This window comes from Trueperaceae bacterium (assembly GCA_023954415.1).
In the GTDB taxonomy this organism is placed as follows: Bacteria; Deinococcota; Deinococci; order Deinococcales; family Trueperaceae; genus JAAYYF01.
In genome coordinates this window covers 399,718-423,667 of the sequence record JAMLIB010000001.1, presented here as the reverse complement: position 1 = coordinate 423,667, position 23,950 = coordinate 399,718, and the positions used below count along the sequence as shown (strand labels likewise).

The following is a 23,950-nucleotide window of genomic DNA, read 5'->3' as shown; positions in this document are numbered from 1 at the left end:
AGAGTGCCCTGTTGACTCCGCAGCGGGCGCGCCGGCCAGCAGCCGTTGGCTTCGAAGCGCGCCAGGCGGTAAGCACCCCTGGGCTCCCCCAAGGTGAGCGTCCAGGCGCCTGCGCGGAAAGGTCCTTGACGAGATGCTCGGATTCGTTCAGAAACTGTTCGACAACAACGACCGCGAGGTCAGGCGCTTCCAGGCGGAGGCCGTCAACGCGGCCAGCGCGCTGGAGGCCAAGACGGAGGCCATCGAGAACCTGGCCGAGGCCTACGCCGCCCTGCGCCGCCGGCACCTGGAGGGCGGCGAGAGCCTCGACGCGCTCCTGCCGGAAGCCTTCGCCCTCACGCGGGAGTCGGCGAAGCGCTACCTCGGCCTCAGGCATTACGACGTCCAGTTCATCGGCGGCGCCGCCCTGCATGCCGGGCGCATCGCGGAGATGAAGACGGGCGAGGGCAAGACGCTCGTCGCCACCCTCGCCTTGGCGCTCAACGCGCTCTCGGGCAAGGGCACTCACCTCGTCACCACCAACGACTACCTGGCCAGGACCGGCGCCGAGTGGATGGGTCCGGTCTACCGCGGCCTCGGCCTCAAGGTCGGCGTCATCCAGCACGACACGGACGGCGCCAAGCGGCGCGAGGCCTACCGCAACGACGTCACCTACATCACCAACTCCGAGTTGGGCTTCGACTACCTGCGCGACAACATGGCGTTCCGCCCCGACCAGCTCGTGCTGCGCGAGGACACGCCCCTCAACTACGCCATCATCGACGAGGTCGACTCCATCCTCATCGACGAGGCGCGCACGCCCCTCATCATCTCCGGGCCCGCCGAGCTCGCCACCGACAAGTACTACACGATGGCCAAGATCGCCACGCAGCTCGAGAAGGGCGAGCCCGCCGAGGGCGACAAGCCCGCGACCGGCGACTACTCCGCCGACGCCAAGTCGAAGGACATCCACCTCACGGAGGCCGGCATCACGAAGGCCGAGAAGCTCATCGGCATCGACAACATCTTCAGCCCGGAGAACATGGAGATCGGCCACATGCTGCGCCAGGCGCTGCGCGCGGCCGAGCATTACCAGCTCGACCAGGAGTACGTGAAGGACGACAACGGCCAGATCGTGATCGTCGACGAGTTCACCGGCCGCCTCATGCCGGGGCGGCGCTTCGGCGAGGGCCTGCACCAGGCCATCGAGGCCAAGGAAGGCGTGAAGATCGAGCGCGAGAACCAGACGCTCGCCACCATCACTTACCAGAACTTCTTCAAGCTCTACGGCAAGATCGCCGGCATGACGGGCACCGCCAAGACGGAAGAGAAGGAGTTCCAGGAGATCTACTCGACGGACGTCCTGGTCATCCCGACGAACAAGCCCGTGATCCGCAAGGACGAGGAGGACATCGTCTTCCGCACGGAGGAGGGCAAGTTCGCGAACGTCGTCGAGGAGATCGCGGCCGTGCACGCCACGGGCCAGCCCATCCTCGTCGGCACCGTGACGATCGACGCCTCCGAGCGGCTCTCCAAGCTCCTCAAGCGCCGCGGCATCCAGCACGAGGTCCTCAACGCCAAGTACCACGGCCGCGAGGCCGAGATCGTGGCCCAGGCCGGCAGGTCGGGCGCCGTCACCATCAGCACGAACATGGCCGGCCGCGGCACCGACATCGTGCTGGGCGGCAACGCCGAGTGGCTCGCTCGTCAGCTGCTCGAGCGCGAGGGCTTCGACCGCTACGACTCCGACACGGAGCTCTTCATCAAGGCCATCATGATGCGCAAGCCCGACGAGGCCCGCGCCGCCCTGGCGAAGCTCGACGGCCTGAGCCCCGACATCCTCCCCCGCCTCGAGAGCCTGCGCGACGAGGCCGACGCCGACCACGTGAGGGTCGTCGGCCTTGGCGGGCTGCACATCATCGGCACCGAGCGCCACGAGTCGCGCCGCATCGACAACCAGCTCCGCGGCCGCGCCGGCCGCCAGGGCGACCCGGGCTCGAGCCGCTTCTACGTGTCGTTCGAGGACGACCTCATGCGCCTCTTCGCCAACGAGCGCGTGCTCGGCATGATGGACCGCCTCGGCATGGACGACTCGCAGCCCATCGAGGCCCGCATGGTGACCGGCGCCATCGAGCGCGCCCAGAAGCGTGTCGAGGACCGCAACTTCGGCATCCGCAAGCAGCTCCTCGAGTACGACAACGTCATGAGCAAGCAGCGCGAGGTCATCTACGCCCAGCGCCGCGAGGTCCTACTCGGCAACGACATGTCCGACGACGTGCAGGAGATGATCGCCAACTACGTCGACGCCCAGGTCCAGCGCTACCTGAACCCGCAGCTCGAGCACGAGGAGCAGGACGTGACGGCGCTCCGCACGTCGGTCGCCGATGCCGTGCCCGTCTTCGAGGGCATGGACTTCGAGAAGTACCGGGGCAAGCAGCCCGACGAGGTCACGGACGAGCTCGTCGAGCAGATGGAGACGGCGTACCAGGCGCGCGAGGCCGAGCTCGGCGCGCCGCTGCTGCGCGAGCTCGAGCGCTTCATCGTCCTCCAGGTCGTCGACCAGCACTGGAAGGAGCACCTCCACAACATGGACGTGCTGCGCCAGGGCATCGGTCTGCGCGGCTACGGGCAGCGCAACCCCCTCCAGGAGTACGCGTTCGAGGGTTACAACCTCTTCGAGGAGATGAACGCCAACATCCGCCTCAACGTCGCCAAGCTCCTCTTCCGCGTCCAGGTGAACGTCGATCAGCGCCTGGAGCGGCGCCAGCAGCGGCAGGCACCGGTCCAGTACAGCCAGGCCGAGTCGGGCGGCATGACCGCTGCGGCCGCGGGCGGCCCGCAACGCGCGGCGGGGCCGGCGCGCGGCTCCGGGCCCACGTCGCCCATCCGCGTGGAGGACAAGGTCGGCCGCAACGACCCCTGCCCCTGCGGTAGCGGCAAGAAGTACAAGCACTGCCACGGGCGCGATCAGGAGGCGCACGCCTGAACGCCTCCTCCGCCACCCTGGCGGCGCCCCGGCGCGTCGACACGTTCAGCGAGCACCTCCACGCCCGGGCCGCGGCGGCGCGCTCCGTCGTCTGCCTCGGCTTGGACCCGCGCCCGGACGCCCATCCGCTGACAGCGGGCAAGGCCGGCGCCCGCGAGACGGCGAAGGCCGTCGCCGACTACCTCGTAGCCGTGCTCGACGCGGCGCATGACCTCGTGGCGTGCTGCAAGCCGCAGTCGGCGTTCTTCGAGGCGCTCGGGCTGCCCGGGCTCGAGGCGCTCGCCACCGTCATGCACCACGCGCGCAGCCTCGACCTCCCCGTGATCCTTGACGCCAAGCGCGGCGACATCGGCTCGACCGCCGAGGCCTACGCGAACGCCTACCTGACCGAAGGCGACCTGGCGGCGGACGCCCTGACCGTCAACCCGTACCTGGGCCTAGACACGCTCGAGCCGTTCATCGCGGCCGCGCAGAAGCATGGGCGCGGCCTCTTCGTGCTCGTGCGCACGTCCAACCCCGGCAGCGCCGACCTCCAGGAAGCGCCCTCCGCCGCGGGCGAGCCGCTCTACCTCCGGTTGGCGAACGCGCTGAACGAGCGCGCCGCGGCCCTGCCGCGCGATGCGTGGGGTTACACCTCGCTCGGCGCCGTCGTCGGAGCCACCCAGCCGGCCGCGAGCTCGGAGCTGCGCGGCAAGCTGCCAGCGAGCCTGTTCCTCGTTCCCGGTTACGGGGCCCAGGGCGGGAGCGCCGCCGATGCCACCCACGCTTTCGACGCCAACGGCTGGGGCGCCGTCGTCAACGCGGCCAGGAGCATCACGTACCCCGCCGGAGCGGCCTCGGCCGCGACCCTGAGGGAGGTCGGCGCCGCGGCACGCTCCGCCGCCGCGAGCATGCGCGGAGACCTGGAAGAGGCGCTGGCGGCCAGGAGCTAACGGCTCGGCGTGCTCAGGTAGCCCATCAACGCGGTCGGGGCTACGTTGGTGCGCACCCGCCACAGCAGGCCGAGGAGCGTCCCGAAGCCTACCTCCGGGCCGTCGAAGACCGCCGCGTACACCCGCACCCCGCTCAGGTCGGGGAGGTCGAACGCGAACGCGGACAGCTCCTCACCGGGGGCGACGGCGTAAGGCCAGAAGCCGTTCTTGCCCGGTTGGCTCGCGACGACGTACATGCGCGAGCTGTTGTGCGTGATGAACAAGCTCTTGGCCGTCTCCTCCGGCGCCGAGATGTAGGCTGAGACGCGCACGGCGCAGTTGGAGAGCGCGGCGAGCGCGTCGTTGGGGCGCGTGCCGGCATCCGGGTCCGGGCGCACCACGAGCAGGCGTGGGTAGACCGTCCAGTTCCAGATGATCGCCCAGAACGACGTGCGGCGACCGTCGGACTGGTCCGTAGCCAGCAGCGCGGCCGGCCTGATCGCCCTTGACACGCGGGCGAGCGCCTCGCCCATGTCGGCGAGCAGCTCGGCGACGTCGGCGGGGGCGTCGTACCGGCCGGGGGACACCTCGTACCAGGCGAGGAAGCCGCCAAGCATGGCCGCCCAGGTCTCGCCCGTCAGCTCGCCTTCCGCCCAACTCCGGGGCAGCAGCTCGCGCTCGACGAGGTACTTGACGCTCCCGTAGCCGGGGGAGCCGGGGTCCACCGGCACCGGCTCGTCGTACTGCAAGGGCGGCAGCGCAGGCTCGACGAGCTCGACGGCGCGGCGCAACGCCACGGCGGCGTCGAGGCCCGTGGGGGGCCGGCTCAGCGAGGCCCCGTCGAAGTCGGCGGCCAACTCGGCCTGACAGATCTGGGCGAACGCCGCGGTGGCCAGCGGCAAGACGAGGGTCGCCAGGGCCAGGACCGCCCACGGGAAACGAGAACGCATGGGTCGAGTGTACCGGCCCATGCGTGGAGGTGGTGAGAGGCCCGGTGCGGGCTTCGAGGCGGCTCTAGCCGACGACCCGCCGGCCGGCCGGCTGGCTCAGAGGCCGCCCAGAAGCGTGTACTGGCTCGCGGCCGGGGCCCCGGCGCGGTTGGACGCCGAGTAGACGAGCAGGTAGTCGCCCGTGATGACGCTCACCGTGCCGCCGTTGCCGATGGGCCCGAGGAGCCGTTGGCCGGCGCCGTTCACGACCTCGAGGCGTAGGTCGACCGGGTTGCCGGCGGACGTGATGAACTCGATGGAGCCGGAGGCCGAGGCGCGCCAGTAGTCCTTGTCGTACATGAGCTCGATCGCGCCGCGGTCGCCCGTGGCGCTGTCCACGTCGAACAGGGTGGCGGTGGCGATGGAGTCGTTGGTCTCGGACTCATCCATCTCGGCCTCGCCGAAGAAGTACAGGCTCACGTCGGAGGCGCTCGCGCCCGTGTTGACTACGCGGGCGTAGTAGGCCGACGAGCCGCCGGCCGGGATGATCACGCAGCTGCCGCGGCAGCTGACCGTGTCCGTGATGGCCTGGGCACCGATGTCGTCGGCGGCCGTGATGACGAGGCCACCGCGCTCGGGAGCGTAGTAGCGCGCGCTGGAGCTGCTGGCGACGATGTCGTAGTTGGTCGGGTTGCGCAGTTCGAGGTCGAGGTCCTGGTTGAGCTCGATGTAGACGACGTCACTGGAGCCGCTCACGCCGGCGGGCACCGTGAGCATGAAGTTGAGCCACTGGCCGGCCGCGACCCTGCCGCTCCACACCGGAGTCCCCGGGCTGGCGTTCGCGCTGACCGTGTAGTCGGCCGGCGGCGGGCCGGGAGTGACGGTGATCTTGCAGGCCGAGAGCAGGAAAGCGACGGCGGCCAACGCCACGCCGGTCGATTTGAAACGCTTCATGAAGAGGCCTCCTTCCGAAAGTCCTAGCGCGCACTCTAAGGCGCGACTCGGTGAACGACGTGGGCAGCGGCCTCGCGGCCCTTAATGAAGCACCCATCTTCGTGCCGGCCCGTGAACGCTCGCCCGCAGCCGCGCGCTCACTCGAGCACCATCACGTAGGCGTACAGGTCGGGCCCGCCGGCATGCACCTCGAGCTCCAGGTCCGGGTGCGCCGCCGCGATCCGCTCGACGAGCCGCGCGACGCGCTCGGCGGCCTCGGTGGAGTGGAACAGGGTAGCGACGCCGTAATCCGCGGCGCGGGCTTCCAGCAGCGCGAGCAAGCAGGCGTCCGCGTCGCTCTCCGCCACGAGCAGCACCCCGTCGGCCAGCCCTATCGCGTCCCCGACGCGCACGCTCACGCCGTCGATGTCGGCGTCGCGGCTCGCACGGGTCACCTCGAGCGTGAGCGCTCCGTCCGCAGCCGAGCGCATCTCCTCGTAGAGGGTGTCGGCGTCGACCGCCTCCTGGAAGAGCACGGCGGCGGCGAGGCCCTGACCGATCGTGCGCGTCGGCAGGACGCGCACGTGCTTCTCTAGCACCAGCTCGGCGACGCGCTCGGCAGCCATGATGATGTTCTTGTTGTTCGGCATGACGATGACGCTCTCGGCCCCCACGCTGCGCACGGCGTCGGCGATGTCCTCGACGGACGGGTTGTCCGTCTGGCCGCCGCCCACCACCCGCACTCCCAGACTGCGGAAGGCCTTCGTGATGCCGTAACCGTTGGCTACCGCGACGGCGGCGCTGGCCGGCGCCTCGGCCTTCGCAGCGTCCACGTCGGCGAGGATCTCGGAGTGCTGCTCGCTCATGTCCTCGACCTTGGAACGCACCATGCGCCCGTAGCGCGCGACAGCGGCGAGCAGCTTCTCCGGCTCCTCGGTATGGATGTGGCCCTTGACGAACCCTTCCGCTCCCACGACGAGGAGCGAGTCGCCGAACGGCGCGACGAGCTCGCGGATGGCGCTCGTCGGGGCCGTGACGTCGGCCAGGAGGAACTCCGTGCAGAAACCGAACGCCTCCTCCTCGAACTGCTCCTGCGCGCGGCGCTCGATCTTGGGGGGAGGCGGCAGGTCGCGGCCGTCGAAGTAGGCGAGCAGGCCGTCGAGCAGGTGAACGTAACCGAGGCCGCCGGCGTCGACCACGCCGGCCTGCTTGAGGATTGGAAGCAGCTCCGGGGTCCGCTCGAGCGAGCGTCTGCCCGCGGCGAGGACCTCGCGCAGGACGCCTTCCGGCGCCACGCCGTTCACGCCGGGACGCGCGTGGGCGGCCAGGAGGGACTTCTCCCCCGCCTCGGCGGACTCGCGCACGACCGTCAGTAGCGTCCCCTCGACGGGCTTCATGACTGCGGCGTAGGCCGCCTCGGAGCCGGACAGGAGCGCGTCGACGAGGGCGGTCGCGTCCACGTCGTCACGGACCTTGATGGAGTCGGCGAAGCCCTTGAGGACCTGCGAGAGGATGACGCCGGAGTTGCCGCGGGCGCCGAGGAGCGAGCCGTAAGACAAGGCGCGCGCCACCTGCTCCATGCGCTCGTGGTCCTGCTCGGTGAGCTGCCGCCGCACGGACTGCAGCGTGAGGTGCATGTTCGTGCCCGTGTCGCCGTCCGGCACGGGGTAGACGTTGAGGGCGTTCACCTCGTCGACGTGCACGCCGAGCCACTCAGTGGCGAACACGAAGGCGCGCGCGACGTCCTGGGCGGACCATGCGGTGACCGGCGCGCGCTCAGCCACGGCTGACACCGACGACCTTCACGCGCACCTGGTCGAGGCGGATGCCGGCCAGGTGCTCGGCGGCGTAGCGCACGCGCTCGCGGACCGAGTCGGCCACGACGGGGATGTTCACGCCGTAGGCGACGACGACGTGCAGCTCGACGTCGGCGCGGTCACCGCCGTTGGGGTGCTCGACGACGACGCCCTCGTCGACCTGACTGGCGCCGAGGATGCGTCTGATGCCCTCCGAGAAGCTCGCCGGCGCCATGCCGACGACCCCTGGCACCTCGTGAGCCGACAGGCCGATGATGCTTGCGAGCGCGCCGTCCGACACGCGGACCTGGTCCACGGCTCGGGGTGCGGACTTGGCCGCCTTGGACTTCCCGCGCGCCTCGGACTTCGGCTTGGCGAACGTGCCGAGGATGCCCGTGACGCCCTTGGCGGACGCCTTCTTCTTGCTCGCGCCCACCGCCTGTTGACCCGCCTCTAGCGGGCCTTCGGCCGGGGCCGGTGAGGTCTCGTCGGCCGGCCGCCCGGTCGCGGCGTCGGCGGCGTGTTCGGTCTCGTCGTCCATGCCTCAACCTTCCTGGCGCTCAAGGGCGCCGGCTGCCACGCGCGTTACGTTCCGCATTGTAAGGGAGCCGTCGTGCTTCCCGTTGATCGCGACCGGCGCGAACGACGGCCATCACTCCATGCCGGCCAGGAAGCCGATCTTCCTCAGCGCCCGGATCAGGTCCATGGCCGTGATCTCGCCCGCGTCGTACTCCACCGCGACTCGACCGGCATCGCCGGGCGTGACCTCCATCACCCCCGGCACGAACCGCAGAGTCGCCATGACGCGCTCGCGCGCCTCCGGCGTGTCCATGCCCCGGACGCCCATCAGGACCCTGGCCGTGGCGTCAGCCACGCCTGCCCTCCGCCCACGCGGCCGCGCGGGTCCCGAGCACGAGCGTCAAGGTCACGTGGTCGTCCTCCAGGTACCCCTCGCCGAGCAGCGCCGTCCGCAAGGCGTCGTCGGTCCGCGGCGTGCGGAAGACGAGGTCGTAGACCCCCGCGTCGTAGGCGCTCTTGACCAGCGCCCCGGCAAGAGCGGCGCGCGCCTCCGCCGTCGCATCCTCATGCGCGGCGAGGCGATGGGCGTGAACCGTGGGGCGCTCCCCCGTCCAGACGGCCTGCGCCAGGAGGAAGCCCGCGAGCTCGGCACCGGCCGTAGAGTCGGTGGCCGCCGAGTCCACGACGGCAGCGTCGCCGACCTCGGCGACGAACGAATGGCCGCTGCGCTCGAAGAACCGCAAGGCGGCGAGGTTGACGGCCCGCTCGAGGCCGTGCCTGGAGGAGTAGGCGCCGTCCAACTCGGCCAGTCGCTCTAGGTCCCCTGCGACGAGCGGCCTGATGCTGATGCTCATGCCCCGAGTATACGTAAGCCGTCTCAGACGACCAGGTCGCGCACCGCGCGCTCGGAGGCGACCGGGTCCCACGGCGCGTAGCCGGCCTCGGCGAAGTAGAGGCCCTGCGGGCCGACGTTGTGGCCCGCGCGCCGGCGGTCGCGCGCGGCCAGCAGCGCGGGCATGTCTGACGGCGCCAGCTTCCCCTTCCCCACCCACAGGAGCGTTCCGACGATGGTGCGGACCATGTTGCGCAGGAAGCCGTCCGCGGCGATGTGCAGGCGCACCTCGCCGCGCTCGAGGCGCAGCTCGCAGAGGTGCACGGTGCGCACGGTCGACCTGGTCTCCTGGGTGGCGAACGTCGAGAAGTCGTGGGTGCCGAGCAGGTGGCGCGTGGCCGCGGCCATGGCGCCCAAGTCGACGTGCCGGTGGACGGCGAGCACGCGTTCGCGCTGGATGGCGATGCCGCGCGGGTCGTCGCGCATCACGCGCATGCGGTAGAGGTAGCGGCGGTAGAGGCAGTGGAACTGCGCCTGGAAGTCGGGCGCTGCGTCCGCCACGCGAACGACCTTGACGTCGGGCGGCAGGTGGGCGTTGAGGGCGAGGCGCAGCTTCTCGTTGGGTTGGGTCCACGTCGTGTCGACGTGGGCGACCATGGCGAGGGCGTGGACGCCGGCGTCCGTGCGACCCGCCGCCAGCACGCTCGAGTGCTCGCCCGGCAGGGCGGCGAACGCGCCCTCCACGGTGGCCTGGACGGTGCGCTCGCCGCCCGCCTGACGCTGCCAGCCGAGGAAGGCCGTGCCGTCGAACTCGAGGGTCAGGCGCAGGCGCCTCTGGTCGGCCGCGCTCGGCGAGGGCGGCTCGGCGCGTCCTGCCGGCACGTCAGGCGCGCCTGGCGCCGCCGGTCGCGACGACCGGTCCGCCGCTCAACCGCGCCCAGCGGCACACGAGGGGCGCGAGGACGGTGCCGGTGAGGCCGATGACGAGGTAACGCAGGTAGCCCGGCAACGGCGCGTGCCTCAGCTCCTCGGGCATGAGGGACGAGGTGGCGCCGAGCACTGCCGCCACGAGCACCACCCCCACGACGCCCATGGCGAGGCGTGTGACAACGCCCCCGCCGGCGCGGTGCGTCACGAGCTCGGGGCCGACGATGAAGGCCGAGGCGACCGCGAGGAAGACGTGCGAGGCCTCCGTGGTGAAGAGCAGGTGGACGACGAGCGGCACGAGGAGCCCGAGCGCGACGACGGCGGCCTTGCCGGGCGTGAACGCCAGGCGCCGGGCGAACTGGGCGACGGTAACGACGAGCAGGCCGACGGCCAGGCCGCCGAGGATGTCGCGGGGGTAGTGAACGCCGAGGTAGACGCGCGACAGTGCGACGGCGGCCACGATCAGGGCGGCCAGTAGCCAGAACCACGCCCGCTTGAACTGCGAGGCCGCCAGCGTCCAGAAGATGGCGGCCGACTGCGTGTGACCGGAAGGGAACGAACTGCCCGGCGCCGTGTCGGCCGCCCCGGGACGCAGCACGTCCGGCCGCGTCTGAAACGGCCTCGGGGCGTCGACGAGGGTCTTGATCACGTCGTTGAGGTAGGCGCCCGTCAGGAACACGATGCCGAGGCGCCGCCCGAAAGTCGCGTCGACCGCCAGGAACGCGAGGACCAGCAGGACCGTGAACGCTTCTTGGGAGCAGATGTCGGTGACGAGGAGCATCACCCTGTCGAGGGCAGGCGACGCGAGTCGTTGCAGGGCGATGATGGTGTCCACTTGGCCTCCGGGGCGCGTGGCGGTTCGCGCGACTAGAGCGCGATTTTATCAGTCGCGAGCGGCGCGCGGCGCGGCGTTACGCCGGCGCGGCCCCTGGGATGCGAGCATTGGGGGATGGCCAACCTCCCACCGAGTGACGACACCATCGCCGCCATCGCGACGGCCCCCGGCATGGGGGCGGTCGGCGTGGTGCGGGTCTCCGGACCGAGTGCCTACGCCTTGGCCGACGCGGTCTTCGTTCCCGGCAACGGCTCGCGGCCGAGCGCGACGAAGCCCGGCCGGGTCGTGTACGGCCATGTCGTGGACGGCGGCCGGCGCGTCGACGAGGCCCTGCTCCTGACCTTCAGGGCGCCGCGCTCCTACACGGGCCAGGACGTCGTCGAGCTTCAGACGCACGGTGGGCCGGCGGCGCTGCGGGCCACGCTCGACGCCTGCTTGCGTAGCGGCGCGCGGCTCGCCGGACCCGGCGAGTTCACGTTGCGCGCCTACCTCGCCGGCCGCATCGACCTGCTGCAGGCGGAGAGCGTCATGGACGTGGTCGAGGCGCAGACCGACGCCTCCTTGCGCAACGCGGGCTTCGGCCTCAGCGGGGCCCTGGGCGAACGCCTCGGCACGGTGCAGTCGGACATCCTCGAGGCTTACGCCGCCGTGCAGGCCGCGTTCGACTACCCGGACGATGGCGTGCCGGAGCAGGCGCTCGCGGAGCCCGTCGCGCGCGCGGCGCTCGAGTTGCGGCGGCTGCTCGCCACTGCCGAGGCCGGCAGGCTGAGCCGCGTGGGCGCCAGGCTGGCGCTCGTGGGGCGGCCGAACGTGGGGAAGTCGAGCCTCCTCAACGCCCTCCTCGGCTACGAGCGCTCGCTGGTGAGCGCCACGCCGGGCACGACCCGTGACTACCTCGAGGCGCCCCTGACGCTTGGCGGCGTGCCGGTGACGGCCATCGACACGGCCGGCATCCGGCAGGCGGAAGACGACATCGAGGCGTCGGGCGTGACGCTCGCCAAGCGCATCGCCGAGCAGGCCGACCTCAGGCTCCTGCTCCTCGACGGCTCGGAGAGCTTGAGCGAGCAGCTCGACGAGGCGGCCCGCGCGGAGCTCGGCAAGGGGCGCACGCTCGTGGTCGTCACGAAGACCGACCTGGGCGGTGCATGGGAGGACGCCGAGCTGCGGCTGCCGCTGGGCACCGAGACGCCGGTGCGGGTGTCGGCGCTGACGGGCGAGGGTCTGCGCGAGCTGGAGGCCGCCGTGGTCGCAGCGCTGCTGGGCTCCGCCGCTGGCGCGGAGGTCTGGCTGGGGAACGAACGGCACGTGGCGGCCATCACGGCGGCCTTGGAGTCCGTCGAACGCGCGGGCGCCCAGGCGCGGGGCGGCTGGTACGAGCTGGCGGCGCTCGACCTGCAGGAGGCGATGCGCGCGCTGGCCGGCATCACGGGGCGCGACGGCATCGGCGACGAGACGCTCGCGAGCATCTTCTCGCGCTTCTGCGTCGGAAAGTAACGGTCTTCCCCACCGGTACGCGCGCTTGGCGGCAGGCCGCGCGGCGACAGTGATCGCGGTCTAGGAAGGCGCAACCGCCGCGGCGCGCGCCGCCTCTTCTGCCGCCGCCTCCACGGCCCGCGGGAAGCGCTCGCCCACCTTGCGCAGAACGCTCGCCGCCGTGAGCTCGACCATCTTCAGGAGCGCCTGGGTACCCCAGCGCTCCGCGCTCGGCATGACCAGGAACACCGTGAGCCTGAGCGCGTAGTCGAGGCGGCTACCACCCTCGACCGGCTCGACGCGGGCCTCGCCGCCCACCTCGGCCCAGGCGCGGTCATGGTCGACCGGCCCCGCCGGGGTCAGTGTCGCCCCCGAAGCCGTCAGACCGACGGCGCTGGCGAAAGGGACGTCCCGCACCCCGAAGACGGCGGCGTTGACCGGCAAACGCGCCTCGAGCGTCGGCGGATCGCCCGGACGGAGACGCACCCCGGCAAGGAAGTCGGCGTGCGCTAGCGAGGCGGGCACGTCTTGCACGAAGGCGCGGGCCGCGTCGGGGGCTAGCGGTACGCGCAAACGGAACGAGACCTCGCGTTCGAGCCTCAGTAGTCGGCGCCCGCCAGGACCTGGACTGTGGGCCTCCTCCGACGTGTCGGCGGTCACCTCTCGCCCTTCAAGCGCTGGCCGACCCACTCGACCCTGAGCGTGCCGTCCAGCGCGGCCGCCTCGACCTCGGCGTCGGTAGCGCCGCGCAGGCGTTGCAGGTCCTGGAAGGAGTCGGCGCTCGATGCCAGGCCGACGCGCACCGTCACGGGGCCGTCGTCCGCCAACCTGCCGATGCGCCAGAGGAGGTTGGACGCCAGGTCCTCGAGACTCCCCTTCTCCAGGCCCAGCCCCTCCAGCGTCTCTGCCAACCGTGCCAACACTTGTGAATCGCTCATCCGTGGCTCCGACCTCCAGAGTAACGCATGGCCCCCGGGACCGGCGGCCCGCCCTGCCGGCCTTCATGAGGACCGGGGGGCCACCTCGGTCGTGCGCTCGGGCGCGTGATAACATCCGCGCCGTGTCCGAGCCGAGCGCAACCACCGAGCGTCATGGCCTTGGCTTCGGGGACGGTAGCCACGCCCCGAAGAGCTTCGCGGAAGCGGCCCTCCTGTACTGCAAGGGCCTGTTGATGGGGAGCTGCGACCTCATCCCCGGCGTGAGCGGCGGCACCATCGCCCTGATCGTAGGCGTGTACGGCGGTCTGCTCGAGAGCATCGGCGCCCTGACCAAAGGCGACTTCCTGCGCCCCCTCCTGCGCGGCCGCTTCAAGGAGGCGTTCGCGGCCATGCACGGCGGCTTCCTGTTCCTCCTCGCGGCGGGCATCGGCACGGCCATCGTCCTACTCTCGAGGGTGGTCGCCTACCTGCTCGAGCGCCACCCCGGCTACCTGATGGCCTTCTTCACCGGCCTCGTCGCCGCGTCGGTCATCATCATCGGGCGCAACGTGCGCCGGTGGAACGTGCCGGTCGCCCTCCTGCTCGTGCTTGGCACGGCACTGGGGTTCGTGATCGTCGGCCTGACGCCGGTCGAGACCCCCTCGGGACCCGCCTTCCTCTTCCTCTCTGGCTTCCTCGCCATCTGCGCCACGGTGCTGCCCGGCATCTCGGGCGCCTTCATCCTCGTACTGCTCGAGAAGTACGAGCTGGCGCTCACGGCCTTGGCCAACCTCGACCTCGCCGTCATCGTCCCGATCGCGCTCGGAGCCGCCGTGGGCCTCCTCTCCTTCGCCCGCTTCCTCACCTACCTCCTGGGGCGCTTCCACGACGCCACCCTCGCCCTCCTCACCGGCTTCATGCTCGGGAGCCTGCGCAAGGTGTGGCCGTACGCCGACGGCGCCGGGGCGGCGACCTGGCCGTGGGCGACCGGCGACGCCGGGGCGGCCCTCCTCATGAGCGCGCTCGTAGCCGCGGGGCTGGTCATCGTCATCGGCGTCGACAGGCTGGCGAGAGCCGCCTCGGTTTCACGAACCTCATTCTCATCTACGCGTCGCTTCACCCCGCGGCGTTAGCCTCCAGCACGTGAGGGAGGCGCCAGAGCGCGCCTCTTCCCGAGCTCCCGACCCATCTGAGAGCTAATTGGAGGATTGCAGTGCCCAGAAACCGTTCGCTCAGCGTCCTCGGTACCCTGCTCCTGCTGCTGGCTTTGGCCGCCGTCTGGCTGCCAGGCAAGCCCGCCGTCGCCCAGACGAGCCCGGCGCAGGAGACCTCGGCGCTCCTTCAGGACGAACAGAACACCGTCGACATCGTCACGCAGTGGGGGCCGAGCGTCGTCGCCATCAACGTCGAGGTGCGCGGCAGCCGCGTCGTGCAAGACCCACTGCAGGGTCTCCCCCAGCAGTTCAGGCAGCTGTTCCCGCAGCAGCTCTTCCCCCAGCAGCCCCAGGTGCAGCAGAGCAGCGGCTCCGGCTTCGTGGTGGGCGAGAACGAGATCGTGACGAACTATCACGTCGTCGAGAACGCCCTCACGAGTAACGGCGTCGAGAAGGTGGAAGGCGCGACCATCAAGGTCGTCTTCCCCGACGTCGACGACGAGTACGACGCCGAGGTCGTCGGCGCCGACCCCGATTACGACCTCGCTCTCCTCAGGCTCGTCGACGGCGGCAAGATGCCCGCGGCCGCCAGGCCCCTCGAGCTCGCCGACAGCACCACCGTGCGTGTGGGTCAGAAGGTCATCGCCATCGGCAACCCCTTCGGCCTGCAGTCGAGCGTGTCCCAGGGGATCGTCTCCGCCATCGGCCGCGAGCTGCCCTCCATCGGCCAGATCGAGATCCCGATGGTGCAGACGGACGCCGCGATCAACCCGGGCAACTCGGGCGGTCCGCTGCTCGACTCCGCCGGCCGGCTCGTCGGCGTGAACACGATGATCGTGCCGGGCATGACGAGTAGCGGCAGCGCCGGCAACATCGGCATCGGCTTCGCCGTGCCGAGCGAGCTGCTGATCGAGGCGCTCCCGCTCATGCGCGAAGGCGGCCTCGTCGGCGTGTACGCTCAGAACCTCGACATCGTCAACCGCCCGCGCATAGGCATCGAGGTGGGCGCCGTGACCGCCATCCCGGCCGAGGCCCGTAAGGTCCTGCGGCTGCCCGATCATGGCCTCATGGTCATCAACGTGGCCGATGGCGGGCCCGCCGAGGCCGCTGGTATCGAGGGACCCGCCTTCCAGGCGACCATCGGCAACAGCAGCTACCCGGCGGGCGGCGACGTGATCCTCTCCGCCAACGGCACGCGCATCGAGCAGCCCTCCGACCTGCAGAAGCTGCTCATCGGCGCCAAGGCCGGCGACGAGATGACGCTCGAGGTCTGGCGGAACGGCGAGACCCGCACGGTCGCCGTGACCCTGCAGGTCGTGGCCCAGCCCCAGCAGGAGAGCAGCGGCAACTGACCCGGCGGCGGCGCGGCGCGAGGCTTTGGCCCCCCGGCGCGACCTCGTCCTCGAGCGGGGGGGGGGGGGGGGGGGGGGGGGGGGGGGGGGGGGGGGGGGGGGGGCGGGGGGCGGCGCGGGGCGCGGGGGGGGGGGCGGGGGGGGCGGCGCCGCGCCCCCCCCCCCCCCCCCGCCGCTCATCTGCGTACGGCGCGCCGTACGACGCATGCTAGGATCGCGATATGGAGCGTGCTGGACGTCATATCTGTGTTGGGCTCGTTCTGTCTGGCGGTGGCGCGCGCGGCTTCGCGCACATCGGGGTGCTGCGGGTCCTGGAGCGCGCGGGCGCGAAGTTCGACGTGGTGGCCGGCACGTCGATGGGGGCGATCCTCGGGGCGCTCTACGCCAGCGGCGCCTCCGCCGAGGACCTCTACGAGCTGGCCACGGTCACGGACTGGACCGACGTCGTCGACCTGTCCCTCAAGACCGGCCTGATGAAAGGCGATCGCCTGGCAGGCTTCCTCGCCGAACGCCTGCCCGCCACCTTCGAGGAGCTGAAGCTGCCGCTGGCGGTGGTGGCGACGGACATCGAGTCAGGCGAGGAGGTCGTGATGACGGAGGGCGACCTGGTGAGCGCCGTGCGCGCTTCCGCCTCCTTCCCGGGCGCGTTCGAGCCGGTGCACATCGCCGGCCGCACGCTCGCCGACGGCGGCATCATCAACAACCTGCCCATCAACGCCGCAGGTTGGCTCGGCGCCAACCGCGTCATCGCGTCCGACGTGACGCCGCCGAGGCAGTCCGTGTACACGACCATCGAGGAGGAGGGGAGCTGGTGGGAGCGGATGGTGGCCACCGTCAAGCTGGAGCGGCGCAACCCCATGGCCCAGATGCTCTTCCGCGCCTCGGACATCCAGCAGTCGATCCTGGTCGACATCAACGCCACGATCCACCCGGCCGACCTGCGCATCCGCATCCCCATGCCGCAACACCGCATCGAGTCGTTCACGAGCTTCGAGGAGATCGTGTGGGAGGGCGAGCGAGCCGCCGAGCTGGCGCTCGCGGCCGCCGGCGGCTGGCAAGGCGTGCGCGCCGAGATCGGCCAGGGCCAGGCGGTCGAGCCCCCGGCCCTCGACGCGCCTCCCGAAGCGGTCGAGTCGAGCGTGGCGTCCGTAGCCAAGACCACGTTGGCCAGGGTGATCGGTAGGGGCGGCAAGAAGCGCGCTTGAAGGGCCGCTACCTGCTCGCGTCATCACCGACGTTGATCTCGCGTTCGACCTGGGCGCAAGAAGCGCGCTTGAAGGGCCGCTACCTGCTCGCGGTCGCGCTCGGGCTGCTCCTGGGCTTCGGGCTCACTCAGTGGGGCGCAACGGTGATGCGAGTTCACGGCGTCAGCATGGAGCCGACGCTCGGTGACGGCGAGGTCGTGCTCGTCGTGCGAGAGCCGTTGGCGCGCCTGTTGGAGGGCCTCGGCGCCCTGCCGGAAGCGACGAGGGCCGGCACCGTCGTGGTCGTGCCCGACCCGGGGAGCGGTCGCGATGCCGCTCCCGCGCCCGCCGGCGGACCCCTGCTCGTCAAGCGCGTGGTGGCTGCCGGCGGCCAAGTCGTGGCCCTGGTCGACGGACGCGTCGAGGTGGACGGCGAGCCGCTCGCCGAGCCCTGGCTGGTCGGTTCCGGCGGAGGGCACGCCTCCCACCCGGGCGTAGGCGTGCCGGTCGGGTCGGTCTTCCTCCTCGGTGACAACCGGCTGCCCCTCGCCAGCCGCGACTCACGCCAGTTCGGGCCCGTGAGGCTCACCGCCCTGCGAGGGCGCGTCGTCGCCCACGTCCGGTCGCCGTTCCAACCCGAGGGGTGGCGCTGGCCGCTGACCGCCGTCCGCTGAAGCGCCCGCCTGCGTGGAGCCTCAGCCGGCCAGGGAGCCGTCCAGCCCGAGCTCTGCCGCCCGCGCCTGCATGGCGCCGAGCACGAACTGCATGTGCTCGTCGAGCTCGGTCCCGAGCTCCTCGGCGCCTTGGCGGACGTCGTCGCGGTTGACGCCCCTGGCGAACGCCTTGTCCTTGAGCTTCTTCTTCAGGCTGGCGAGGCCGAGACCGGCGATGTCCTTGTCCGGCCTCACGAGCACGGCCGCGGTTATCAGGCCGGTGAGCTCGTCGCACGCGAAGAGGACCTTCGCGAGCAACGTCTCGCGCTTGACGCCCGTGACGTCGGCCGCGTGCCCTAGGATGGCGTCGAGGATCAGGCGGGGGTAGCCCCTCGCCTCGAGCTCCCTGACGCCCACGAACGGATGCCCGTCGACCCCCACGTCCGGGTAGCGCTCGTAGTCGAAGTCGTGCAGCAAGGCGGCGATGGCCCACGGCTCGCTCGGCTCGCCGTACTTGTCCGCGTAAGCGCTGACGGCCGCCTCGACGGCGAGCATGTGCTTGCGCAGGCTCTCGGACGGCGTCCACTCCTCCATGAGGCGGAGGGCCTCTTCACGTGTCGGTTCCATGGGGGAGTGTAACGCGGTGGGCCGCGCCACGGCCGGGCGCGTCGGCGACCGCGCTCGGCCGGCGTCCTACGGTTCTGGAGACCGCCGCCCCCATGGCGGCTTCGTGCCCACCGGGCGCCTGGCTATACTCCGGCATGACCGCGGAGCTGCTGCATACGCGAGACGTGACGGCGGCGGCCTTGCCGCTCGTCGTGGACGGCCTGCGACGGGCCGTCGCGCTGCGGGGGCGCGCCAGCCTGGTCCTCGCCGGCGGCTCCACGCCCCTACCCCTCTACCGCCGGCTCGCGGCGGTAGACCTGCCCTGGGAGCGCGTCCACTTCGTGTGGGGCGACGAGCGGCGCGTGCCCGTCACCGACGCGAACAGCAACGCCCGCTCCGCGCTCGAGGCGCTCGTCGACCGCGTGGGCGTGCCGGAGGAGAACGTCCACCTCTGGCCCCTGCTGCCGAGCGGCGAAGCGGCGGCGGCCGCCTACCAGGGGGCGCTGGAGGCGGCCCTCGGCCCAGAGCCCGTGTTCGACGTCACCCTCCTGGGCCTGGGCGACGACGGCCACACCGCGAGCCTCTTCCCTCGCACGGGCGCCGCCCTCGCGGGGAGCTTCGCGTTAGCCACCACGGCCCCGAGCGGCGCGGCGGTCGCGGAGCGCCTCAGCCTGGGGGCCAGGACGCTGAGCCGGAGCCGGTTGGTGGTCTTCCTCGTGCAAGGAGCCGGCAAGGCCGCCGCCGTGGCGGCGACGTTCGGAGCCGGCGCGCCCGACGTCGGGGAAGGCCCGCCCTGGTCGCCCGAAGCGGCGCTCGAGGTCGACGCCCACCCCGCCATGGCCGTGACGGCGTTGGAGCGGCTCGTGGTCGTCACGGACGTAGACCTCGCCTAGAGCGCGGCTGCGCCGGCGGCTCCGAACTGTCCGGACTACCTAGCGGTCAGGCCCACTTGATGGCGTGGGCGTCGAAGGGCGAGCTGAGCAGCGGGTTGGTGGCCACGACGCGCGCGCCGTAGACGAGCCTCCCGGAGAGCTTCGGCCTGAAGCGCGCCGAGTACGCCTGGGTGCCGTCCGGCGCGCGGTCGCCCCGCGCCTCCATCCGGACGAGCTCCAGCCGCTCCTCGAGAGCGTCGCCTTCGCGGCTGTAGACGATCTCCACTACCACGTCGTCGGCGGCGAGGCCGCCCAGGTGCAGCTCCGCGCCGAGCTGCACCTCGTCGCCGATCCGGAGCGGCGCCTCGGCGAGCGGACCGGCGGTGAACCGCACCTGCGGCCACAGCTCGCGCACATGCCTGGTCCACTCGGCCAGCTCGATGGCCTTGCGATGACCGTGGGCGCTCAGCTCGGCGCCGCGTTCGCTCGCGGGGACGTAATAGCTCTCGACGTACTCGCGGACCATGCGCTGGGCGTTGAAGCGCGGCGAGATCGTCGCGATCGCCTTGGCCGACCGCCGCATCCAGGCGTCAGGGACGCCTTGGGCGTCGCGCTGGTAGTAGAGCGGGACGACCTCGCGCTCGAGGAGGTCGTAGAGCGCGTCGGCGTCGGCGGCGTCGGAGCGTGCGTCGTCCTGGTAGGTCCGGCCGGTGCCGATGGCCCAGCCGTTGGTGCCGTCGAACCCTTCCGGCCACCAGCCGTCGAGGATGGAGAGGTTCAGCACGCCGTTCATGGCGGCCTTCATGCCGCTCGTGCCCGACGCCTCGAGCGGACGGCGGGGGTTGTTGAGCCACACGTCGACGCCCCGCGTCAGCGCGCGCCCGATCGCCATGTCGTAGTCCTCGACGAAGAGGACCCTGCCCTGGAAGCGCTGGTCGTGAGAGAGGTTGTGGATGCGCGCGATGAGCTGCTGGCCCTCGACGTCCGCCGGGTGGGCCTTGCCGGCGAACACGAGCTGCACGGGGCGCTCGACGCTCGTCATGATGGCCGCGAGGCGGTCGAGGTCGGAGAAGATCAACGTAGCGCGCTTGTAGCTGGCGAAGCGGCGGGCGAAGCCGATCGTCAGCGCGTCCGGGTCGAAGAGCGTGTTCGTGTCGTGGAGCGTCGTCGGGCTCGCCTCGTGGCGGCTCAGTTGGCTGAGGAGGCGCCTGCGTAGGAAGCGCACGCTGCGCGCCTTCATCTGGCGCCTCACCTGCCAGAGCGTCGCGGCCGGCACCGCCTCGAAGGCGCGCCAGGCTTCCGGGTCGTCCGTGCGCTCGCGCCAGTCGGGCCCGACGACGTCGCCTATCAGGTCGATGATCTCCGGGGACGTCCAGGTAGCGATGTGCACGCCGTTCGTCACGTGTCCGATGGGGACCTCGGCCACCGGTACGCCTTCCCAGAGCCGCGACCAGATGTGCCTGCTCGTGTCGCCGTGCAGGGCCGCGACGCCGTTGCGCCCGGACGAGAAGCGGATGGCGAGGGCCGGCATGCTGAAGACCGGTCCCCAGCCGAGGTCGGCGCCGCCCAGGTCGTTGAACTGGGCCTGAGTCAGCCCCAGGCCCTCGAAGAACCGCCCGAAGCCCTGATCGACGAGGTCGAAGCCGAAGGCGTCGTTGCCGGCGGCGATGGGGGTGTGGACGGTGAACACGGTCGCCGCCGCCACGCTCGCGCGTGCCGCCGGGAACGGCAGGCCGCCCGCGACGAGCTCGCGGCACCGCTCCAGGACGGAGAACGCCGAGTGCCCCTCGTTCATGTGCCAGGCGGTCGGCCGCACGTCGAGCGCCCTCAGCATGCGCACCCCGCCGATGCCGAGGATCATCTCCTGGGCCACGCGGGTCCGCTGGTCGCCGCCGTACAGGCGGTAGAGGAGCTTGCGGTCGGCGGGGTCGTTGCCGTCGACGTCCACGTCGAGTAGGAGCACGCGGACCTTGCCGACGCGCACCTCCCACGCCTGCACGAGCACTTGACGTCCGAAGATCTCGACGGTTATCGCGGCGCGCCGTCCGAGCGCGTCGAGCGCGGGTCGGAACGGGAGGGCGGCTGGGCTCGAGCGCTGGTAGACGGCTTCTTGCCGCCCGTCAGGGCCGACCCGCTGATGGAAGTAACCTTCCGGGTAGTAGAGGCCGACCGCCACCAACGGCACGCCCAGGTCGGAGGCCGCCTTCGTGTGGTCGCCGGCCAGCACGCCGAGGCCGCCGGAGTAGAGCGCGATCGCCTCGCTCCAACCGTACTCGGCGCAGAGGTAGGCGTAGAGGTGGTCGTTGCCGGCTCCGACGGCAACGGTGGAGTCGAACCAGCTCTTGCTCGCGAGGTAGGCGTCGTAGCGCGCCATGACCGCCGTGTACTCGGCCAGGAAGTCCGGGTCTAGGGCGGCGGCGTCGAGGCGCTCCTGGGCGATGTCGCGGAGCATGGCGACGGGGTTGTGCCCGCATGCCTCCCAGAGGCCGACGTCAAGGCGGCGGAAGACGCGCCTGGCGTCGGAGCGCCAGCTCCAGTAGAGGTCGTGCGCGAGCTCTTCGAGGCGCGCGAGCGGTTCGGGCAGTCTGGGAAGGAGTGTCAGTCGACCGAGGATGTTCATGTTCAGGGTTGCTCGCTTCGTGTCACGTGTGGCGCAGGCGGCCTGGCACGCCAGGTCGGCGCGCTGGCCGCTAGGGCGGACGGCAGTGTAACACCGTGACCGTAAAGTCCGCCTGCGGCGCCGTTCGCGGCGCGCTGGCGCCACCTTGCGACGACGCGCCGCGACCGCGGACGGGTTAGCGTCTGGCATGCGCAACGTCCTGGGTCCGCGTCTGGTCCTGATCACGCTCGTCACCCTGGTCTGCACGACCGCCGGCGCCCAGGGTGTCAGGTTCTGGCTGGGGGCGCTCTCCCCCGCCACCGCGCCCGCCGGCGCCTCGTTCGGCGTCCGGTTCGAAGCGCTGCGGGTCGAGGGCGGGACGGCGACGCTCGACGTGCGCTACGCCGGCGCCCCGCAGATCGGCCTCGCCTTGAGCACGAGCCGCGCCTTCGGGCCCATAGGCAACGTCGTATTCGACGCGTGGGGGGCACTGCGGACCGACGGCAGCGCCGAAGGTCGGCTGGGCGCGCGGGGCGTTCTCGGTCCGGTAGCCGTGCGCCTCGCCGTGGCCGGGTTCGGCCCCGACCGGCTGCTCCGGCAGGAGGCCTTGACCGCCTCGGACCGCCCCGACCTCGCGAGCGCGGCCTTCGGCGTCCAGGCCGGGGTCACGTGGCGACCGAACCGCGATCTGGTGGTGGAAGTCGCCCCGGAGGTCTACCTGGCCGGCGGCGTCGCGCTGCGGGGGGAGGCACGCTTACGCTGGCTGCGGGCGCTCGGGGACGACGAACTCTTCGCCGTGGTGCTCGGCTACGCGCCGCCCGGCCTCGGCACGGCCTCCGCGGGCGGCGGGGTCGGACTGACGCTCACGCGGGGCCGCGCGCCCGACTGGACCTTCGTGGCGCTCGTAGGCGCCTCCCGAGCCGGCGTCGCGGTGGGCGGGCGGGCGAGCCTCGTCGAGGACCTGGGCCCTGTTCGCGTCAGCCTGGACGCGGCCTACGAGCCGTTCCGCCTCGACCTGCGCCCCTTGCGCGTGCATGCCGCCGCGAGCGCGCCGGCGTTCACGGGCGGGACGTGGGAGTTGGCCGTCGACCTCGGAAGCGACCTGGGCGTGAGCTCGGCGGTGAGGGTAGCGAGCGGTACGGCGTACGCCGCCTCCGTCGGGTTGAGCATGCCCTTGTCGAGCGGCCGCTGACCCAGGACCCCGGGCAGCCGGCGTCAGTTGCCGACCGGCACCAGCTCGCCCGTGACGAGGTCGAGCCGGTAGACGCCGTGCTCGGGGACCGCTCGCAGGTACGTGCGCGACTCGCGGGCCTCGCGTAGCTCGAAGGTGCGCAGGCCGGGCCTCACTCCCTGCGCGTAGGCGCCCGACTGCAACGCGCCGTCTATGTAGACGAGCACCTCGCGACGCTCCTCCCAGAAGACCAACGGGTCCAGCGCCGGCGTCAGCTCGCGATCGACGCGCGTGACGCGGTAGTTGCGCACGAGCACGTCGAGCTGGTCGTCCACGAAGCCTTCACGGGTGAGCGTGAGCCGGTGCGTGCCGGGGAGGGCGGCGATCGTGAGCGGGCTCCTGCCGACCTCCACACCATCGAGGAAGACGTGGGCGCGCGGGTTGGCGATGACCTGGATGCTACCGCCGGAGATGGGCGTCAGGACGACGTGGACGAGCGCCGTGTCGGCCGAGCGCAGCTCGACCATCCGGACGTCAGGGAGGAAGCCTTCCTTGCGCACCTCGAGTTGGTAGCGGCCGGGCACCACCATGGCCACGTCGAGGTGGCTGGTCCTGCCGAGCGCGACGCCGTCGAGGAACACCTGGGCGTCGCTCGGCTCGCTCGAGACGAACAGCCCCGCGTCGCCTCTCTGGAGGTCGACCAGTGCGCTCGTGAACGTCGCGACGGTGGCCGCTAGCTGGGTGATCGCCGTACGGAGGTCGTCCGGGTCGAGAGGCAGGCTGATCAGGTCGGTGGCGCGGTCGCGCTCCGAGTCGACGACGATCATGTTCACGGCGTAAGCGTCGCCGGCCGCCGCGCTTGAGCGTGCCAACTCGCCGCTCACCGCGTAGCGCGCCTGGTCGAGCTCCGCTATCAACATGGCGAACTCCGGTTCCAGGCTCCCGGCGATGCCGGGGGTGATCAACTCGCCGTTGCGCACGTCCAGGCCCGTCGCCGCTCCGACCGCGGACCTGAAGGCGGGCATGAAAGCGCTCACCAACGAGTCGGGAACGTCGCCCCGCGTACCGAAGGTCGGCACGGAGACCTGCGCATGGGCCAACGCGAACAAGCATGCCAGCAGCACGGCACCCCGTCTTAACGAGGGGTAGAGACGACGTGGCTGGCGCACGCTGCAAGTATAGCCGCTGGCGCGCCGGTTCCCCCGGCCCCGCGGCCGCACGGGGCGTCCGGGTCGGCGCGCCCCGCACGCCCCGTGCCGGCCCCGCGGCACCCGGCCAGACGGACGCGGCGTCCGTCTGGCGCGGCTACGCGCCCTGGTATC

At 71.6% G+C, this 23,950-nt stretch carries 22 protein-coding genes; 9 read left to right on the top strand and 13 right to left on the bottom strand.

Going from position 1 to position 23,950, the window contains the following annotated elements; genetic code table 11:
- Nucleotides 1–133: 133 nt before the first annotated feature.
- Entirely contained in the window at nucleotides 134–2,965 is a 2,832-nt protein-coding gene (secA, locus tag M9914_01885; protein MCO5172921.1) for a preprotein translocase subunit SecA, read from the top strand.
- Between the two features lie 101 nt (nucleotides 2,966–3,066).
- Complete coding sequence (pyrF, locus tag M9914_01880) at nucleotides 3,067–3,897, top strand: orotidine-5'-phosphate decarboxylase (GenBank protein ID MCO5172920.1); 831 nt, start codon at nucleotides 3,067–3,069, stop codon at nucleotides 3,895–3,897.
- Here pyrF and M9914_01875 read toward each other — a convergent pair.
- From M9914_01875 to M9914_01840, 8 genes are all read right to left on the bottom strand, one after another.
- Entirely contained in the window at nucleotides 3,894–4,826 is a 933-nt protein-coding gene (locus tag M9914_01875) for a hypothetical protein (protein MCO5172919.1), read from the bottom strand. The two genes, pyrF and M9914_01875, sit on opposite strands and share 4 nt — an antisense overlap.
- Before the next feature lie 96 nt (nucleotides 4,827–4,922).
- Entirely contained in the window at nucleotides 4,923–5,759 is an 837-nt protein-coding gene (locus M9914_01870) for a hypothetical protein (protein MCO5172918.1), read from the bottom strand.
- Between the two features lie 137 nt (nucleotides 5,760–5,896).
- Nucleotides 5,897–7,531, bottom strand: coding sequence for a DAK2 domain-containing protein (locus M9914_01865; protein ID MCO5172917.1), 1,635 nt, complete (start codon nucleotides 7,529–7,531; stop codon nucleotides 5,897–5,899).
- A complete protein-coding gene (locus M9914_01860) occupies nucleotides 7,515–8,075 on the bottom strand; it encodes an Asp23/Gls24 family envelope stress response protein (protein ID MCO5172916.1) in 561 nt (186 codons plus the stop codon). Before M9914_01860 ends, M9914_01865 begins: the two co-directional genes overlap by 17 nt.
- Before the next feature lie 111 nt (nucleotides 8,076–8,186).
- Entirely contained in the window at nucleotides 8,187–8,408 is a 222-nt protein-coding gene (locus M9914_01855) for a hypothetical protein (protein MCO5172915.1), read from the bottom strand.
- Complete coding sequence (locus M9914_01850) at nucleotides 8,401–8,907, bottom strand: DUF1999 domain-containing protein (protein ID MCO5172914.1); 507 nt, start codon at nucleotides 8,905–8,907, stop codon at nucleotides 8,401–8,403. The genes M9914_01855 and M9914_01850 overlap by 8 nt, the downstream gene beginning before the upstream one ends.
- A gap of 23 nt (nucleotides 8,908–8,930) precedes the next feature.
- A complete protein-coding gene (gene truA, locus M9914_01845; protein ID MCO5172913.1) occupies nucleotides 8,931–9,767 on the bottom strand; it encodes a tRNA pseudouridine(38-40) synthase TruA in 837 nt (278 codons plus the stop codon).
- 1 nt (nucleotide 9,768) lies between these two features.
- Nucleotides 9,769–10,647, bottom strand: coding sequence for a phosphatase PAP2 family protein (locus tag M9914_01840; GenBank protein MCO5172912.1), 879 nt, complete (start codon nucleotides 10,645–10,647; stop codon nucleotides 9,769–9,771).
- A gap of 114 nt (nucleotides 10,648–10,761) precedes the next feature.
- On the opposite strand from M9914_01840, the gene mnmE reads away from it, so the two are divergent.
- The gene (gene mnmE, locus M9914_01835; protein MCO5172911.1) at nucleotides 10,762–12,141 is read left to right on the top strand and encodes a tRNA uridine-5-carboxymethylaminomethyl(34) synthesis GTPase MnmE; all 1,380 of its coding nucleotides are present in this window, start codon (nucleotides 10,762–10,764) and stop codon (nucleotides 12,139–12,141) included.
- A gap of 60 nt (nucleotides 12,142–12,201) precedes the next feature.
- Here the strand turns inward: mnmE and M9914_01830 are convergent, their stop codons facing one another.
- Complete coding sequence (locus M9914_01830; GenBank protein ID MCO5172910.1) at nucleotides 12,202–12,780, bottom strand: DUF3809 domain-containing protein; 579 nt, start codon at nucleotides 12,778–12,780, stop codon at nucleotides 12,202–12,204.
- Entirely contained in the window at nucleotides 12,777–13,058 is a 282-nt protein-coding gene (locus M9914_01825; protein MCO5172909.1) for a DUF3248 domain-containing protein, read from the bottom strand. The genes M9914_01830 and M9914_01825 overlap by 4 nt, the downstream gene beginning before the upstream one ends.
- A gap of 122 nt (nucleotides 13,059–13,180) precedes the next feature.
- Between M9914_01825 and M9914_01820 the strand changes: the two genes are divergently transcribed.
- From M9914_01820 to lepB, 4 genes are all read left to right on the top strand, one after another.
- On the top strand, nucleotides 13,181–14,170 hold the full coding sequence (locus tag M9914_01820; protein MCO5172908.1) for a DUF368 domain-containing protein: 990 nt from the start codon (nucleotides 13,181–13,183) through the stop codon (nucleotides 14,168–14,170).
- 80 nt (nucleotides 14,171–14,250) lie between these two features.
- Nucleotides 14,251–15,543 carry a trypsin-like peptidase domain-containing protein gene (locus M9914_01815; protein ID MCO5172907.1) on the top strand — a complete coding sequence of 431 codons (1,293 nt, stop codon included), beginning with the start codon at nucleotides 14,251–14,253 and terminating at the stop codon, nucleotides 15,541–15,543.
- A 221-nt stretch (nucleotides 15,544–15,764) separates the two neighbouring features.
- Entirely contained in the window at nucleotides 15,765–16,748 is a 984-nt protein-coding gene (locus tag M9914_01810) for a patatin-like phospholipase family protein (GenBank protein ID MCO5172906.1), read from the top strand.
- Nucleotides 16,745–17,401 carry a signal peptidase I gene (gene lepB / locus M9914_01805; GenBank protein MCO5172905.1) on the top strand — a complete coding sequence of 219 codons (657 nt, stop codon included), beginning with the start codon at nucleotides 16,745–16,747 and terminating at the stop codon, nucleotides 17,399–17,401. The genes M9914_01810 and lepB overlap by 4 nt, the downstream gene beginning before the upstream one ends.
- Before the next feature lie 21 nt (nucleotides 17,402–17,422).
- Here the strand turns inward: lepB and M9914_01800 are convergent, their stop codons facing one another.
- Nucleotides 17,423–18,007 (bottom strand): HDIG domain-containing protein, encoded by a 585-nt coding sequence (locus M9914_01800; protein MCO5172904.1) that lies wholly within the window; start codon nucleotides 18,005–18,007, stop codon nucleotides 17,423–17,425.
- A gap of 134 nt (nucleotides 18,008–18,141) precedes the next feature.
- Here M9914_01800 and pgl point away from each other — a divergent pair, with 134 nt between their 5' ends.
- On the top strand, nucleotides 18,142–18,879 hold the full coding sequence (pgl, locus tag M9914_01795; protein MCO5172903.1) for a 6-phosphogluconolactonase: 738 nt from the start codon (nucleotides 18,142–18,144) through the stop codon (nucleotides 18,877–18,879).
- A gap of 46 nt (nucleotides 18,880–18,925) precedes the next feature.
- Here pgl and glgP read toward each other — a convergent pair whose 3' ends face one another.
- Nucleotides 18,926–21,478: an alpha-glucan family phosphorylase gene (gene glgP / locus M9914_01790; GenBank protein MCO5172902.1), complete on the bottom strand. Its 2,553-nt coding sequence runs from the start codon at nucleotides 21,476–21,478 to the stop codon at nucleotides 18,926–18,928.
- A 187-nt stretch (nucleotides 21,479–21,665) separates the two neighbouring features.
- Here glgP and M9914_01785 point away from each other — a divergent pair, with 187 nt between their 5' ends.
- A complete protein-coding gene (locus tag M9914_01785; GenBank protein ID MCO5172901.1) occupies nucleotides 21,666–22,649 on the top strand; it encodes a hypothetical protein in 984 nt (327 codons plus the stop codon).
- A gap of 23 nt (nucleotides 22,650–22,672) precedes the next feature.
- Here the strand turns inward: M9914_01785 and M9914_01780 are convergent, their stop codons facing one another.
- Nucleotides 22,673–23,797 (bottom strand): PEGA domain-containing protein, encoded by a 1,125-nt coding sequence (locus tag M9914_01780; protein MCO5172900.1) that lies wholly within the window; start codon nucleotides 23,795–23,797, stop codon nucleotides 22,673–22,675.
- Nucleotides 23,798–23,950: the final 153 nt, after the last annotated feature.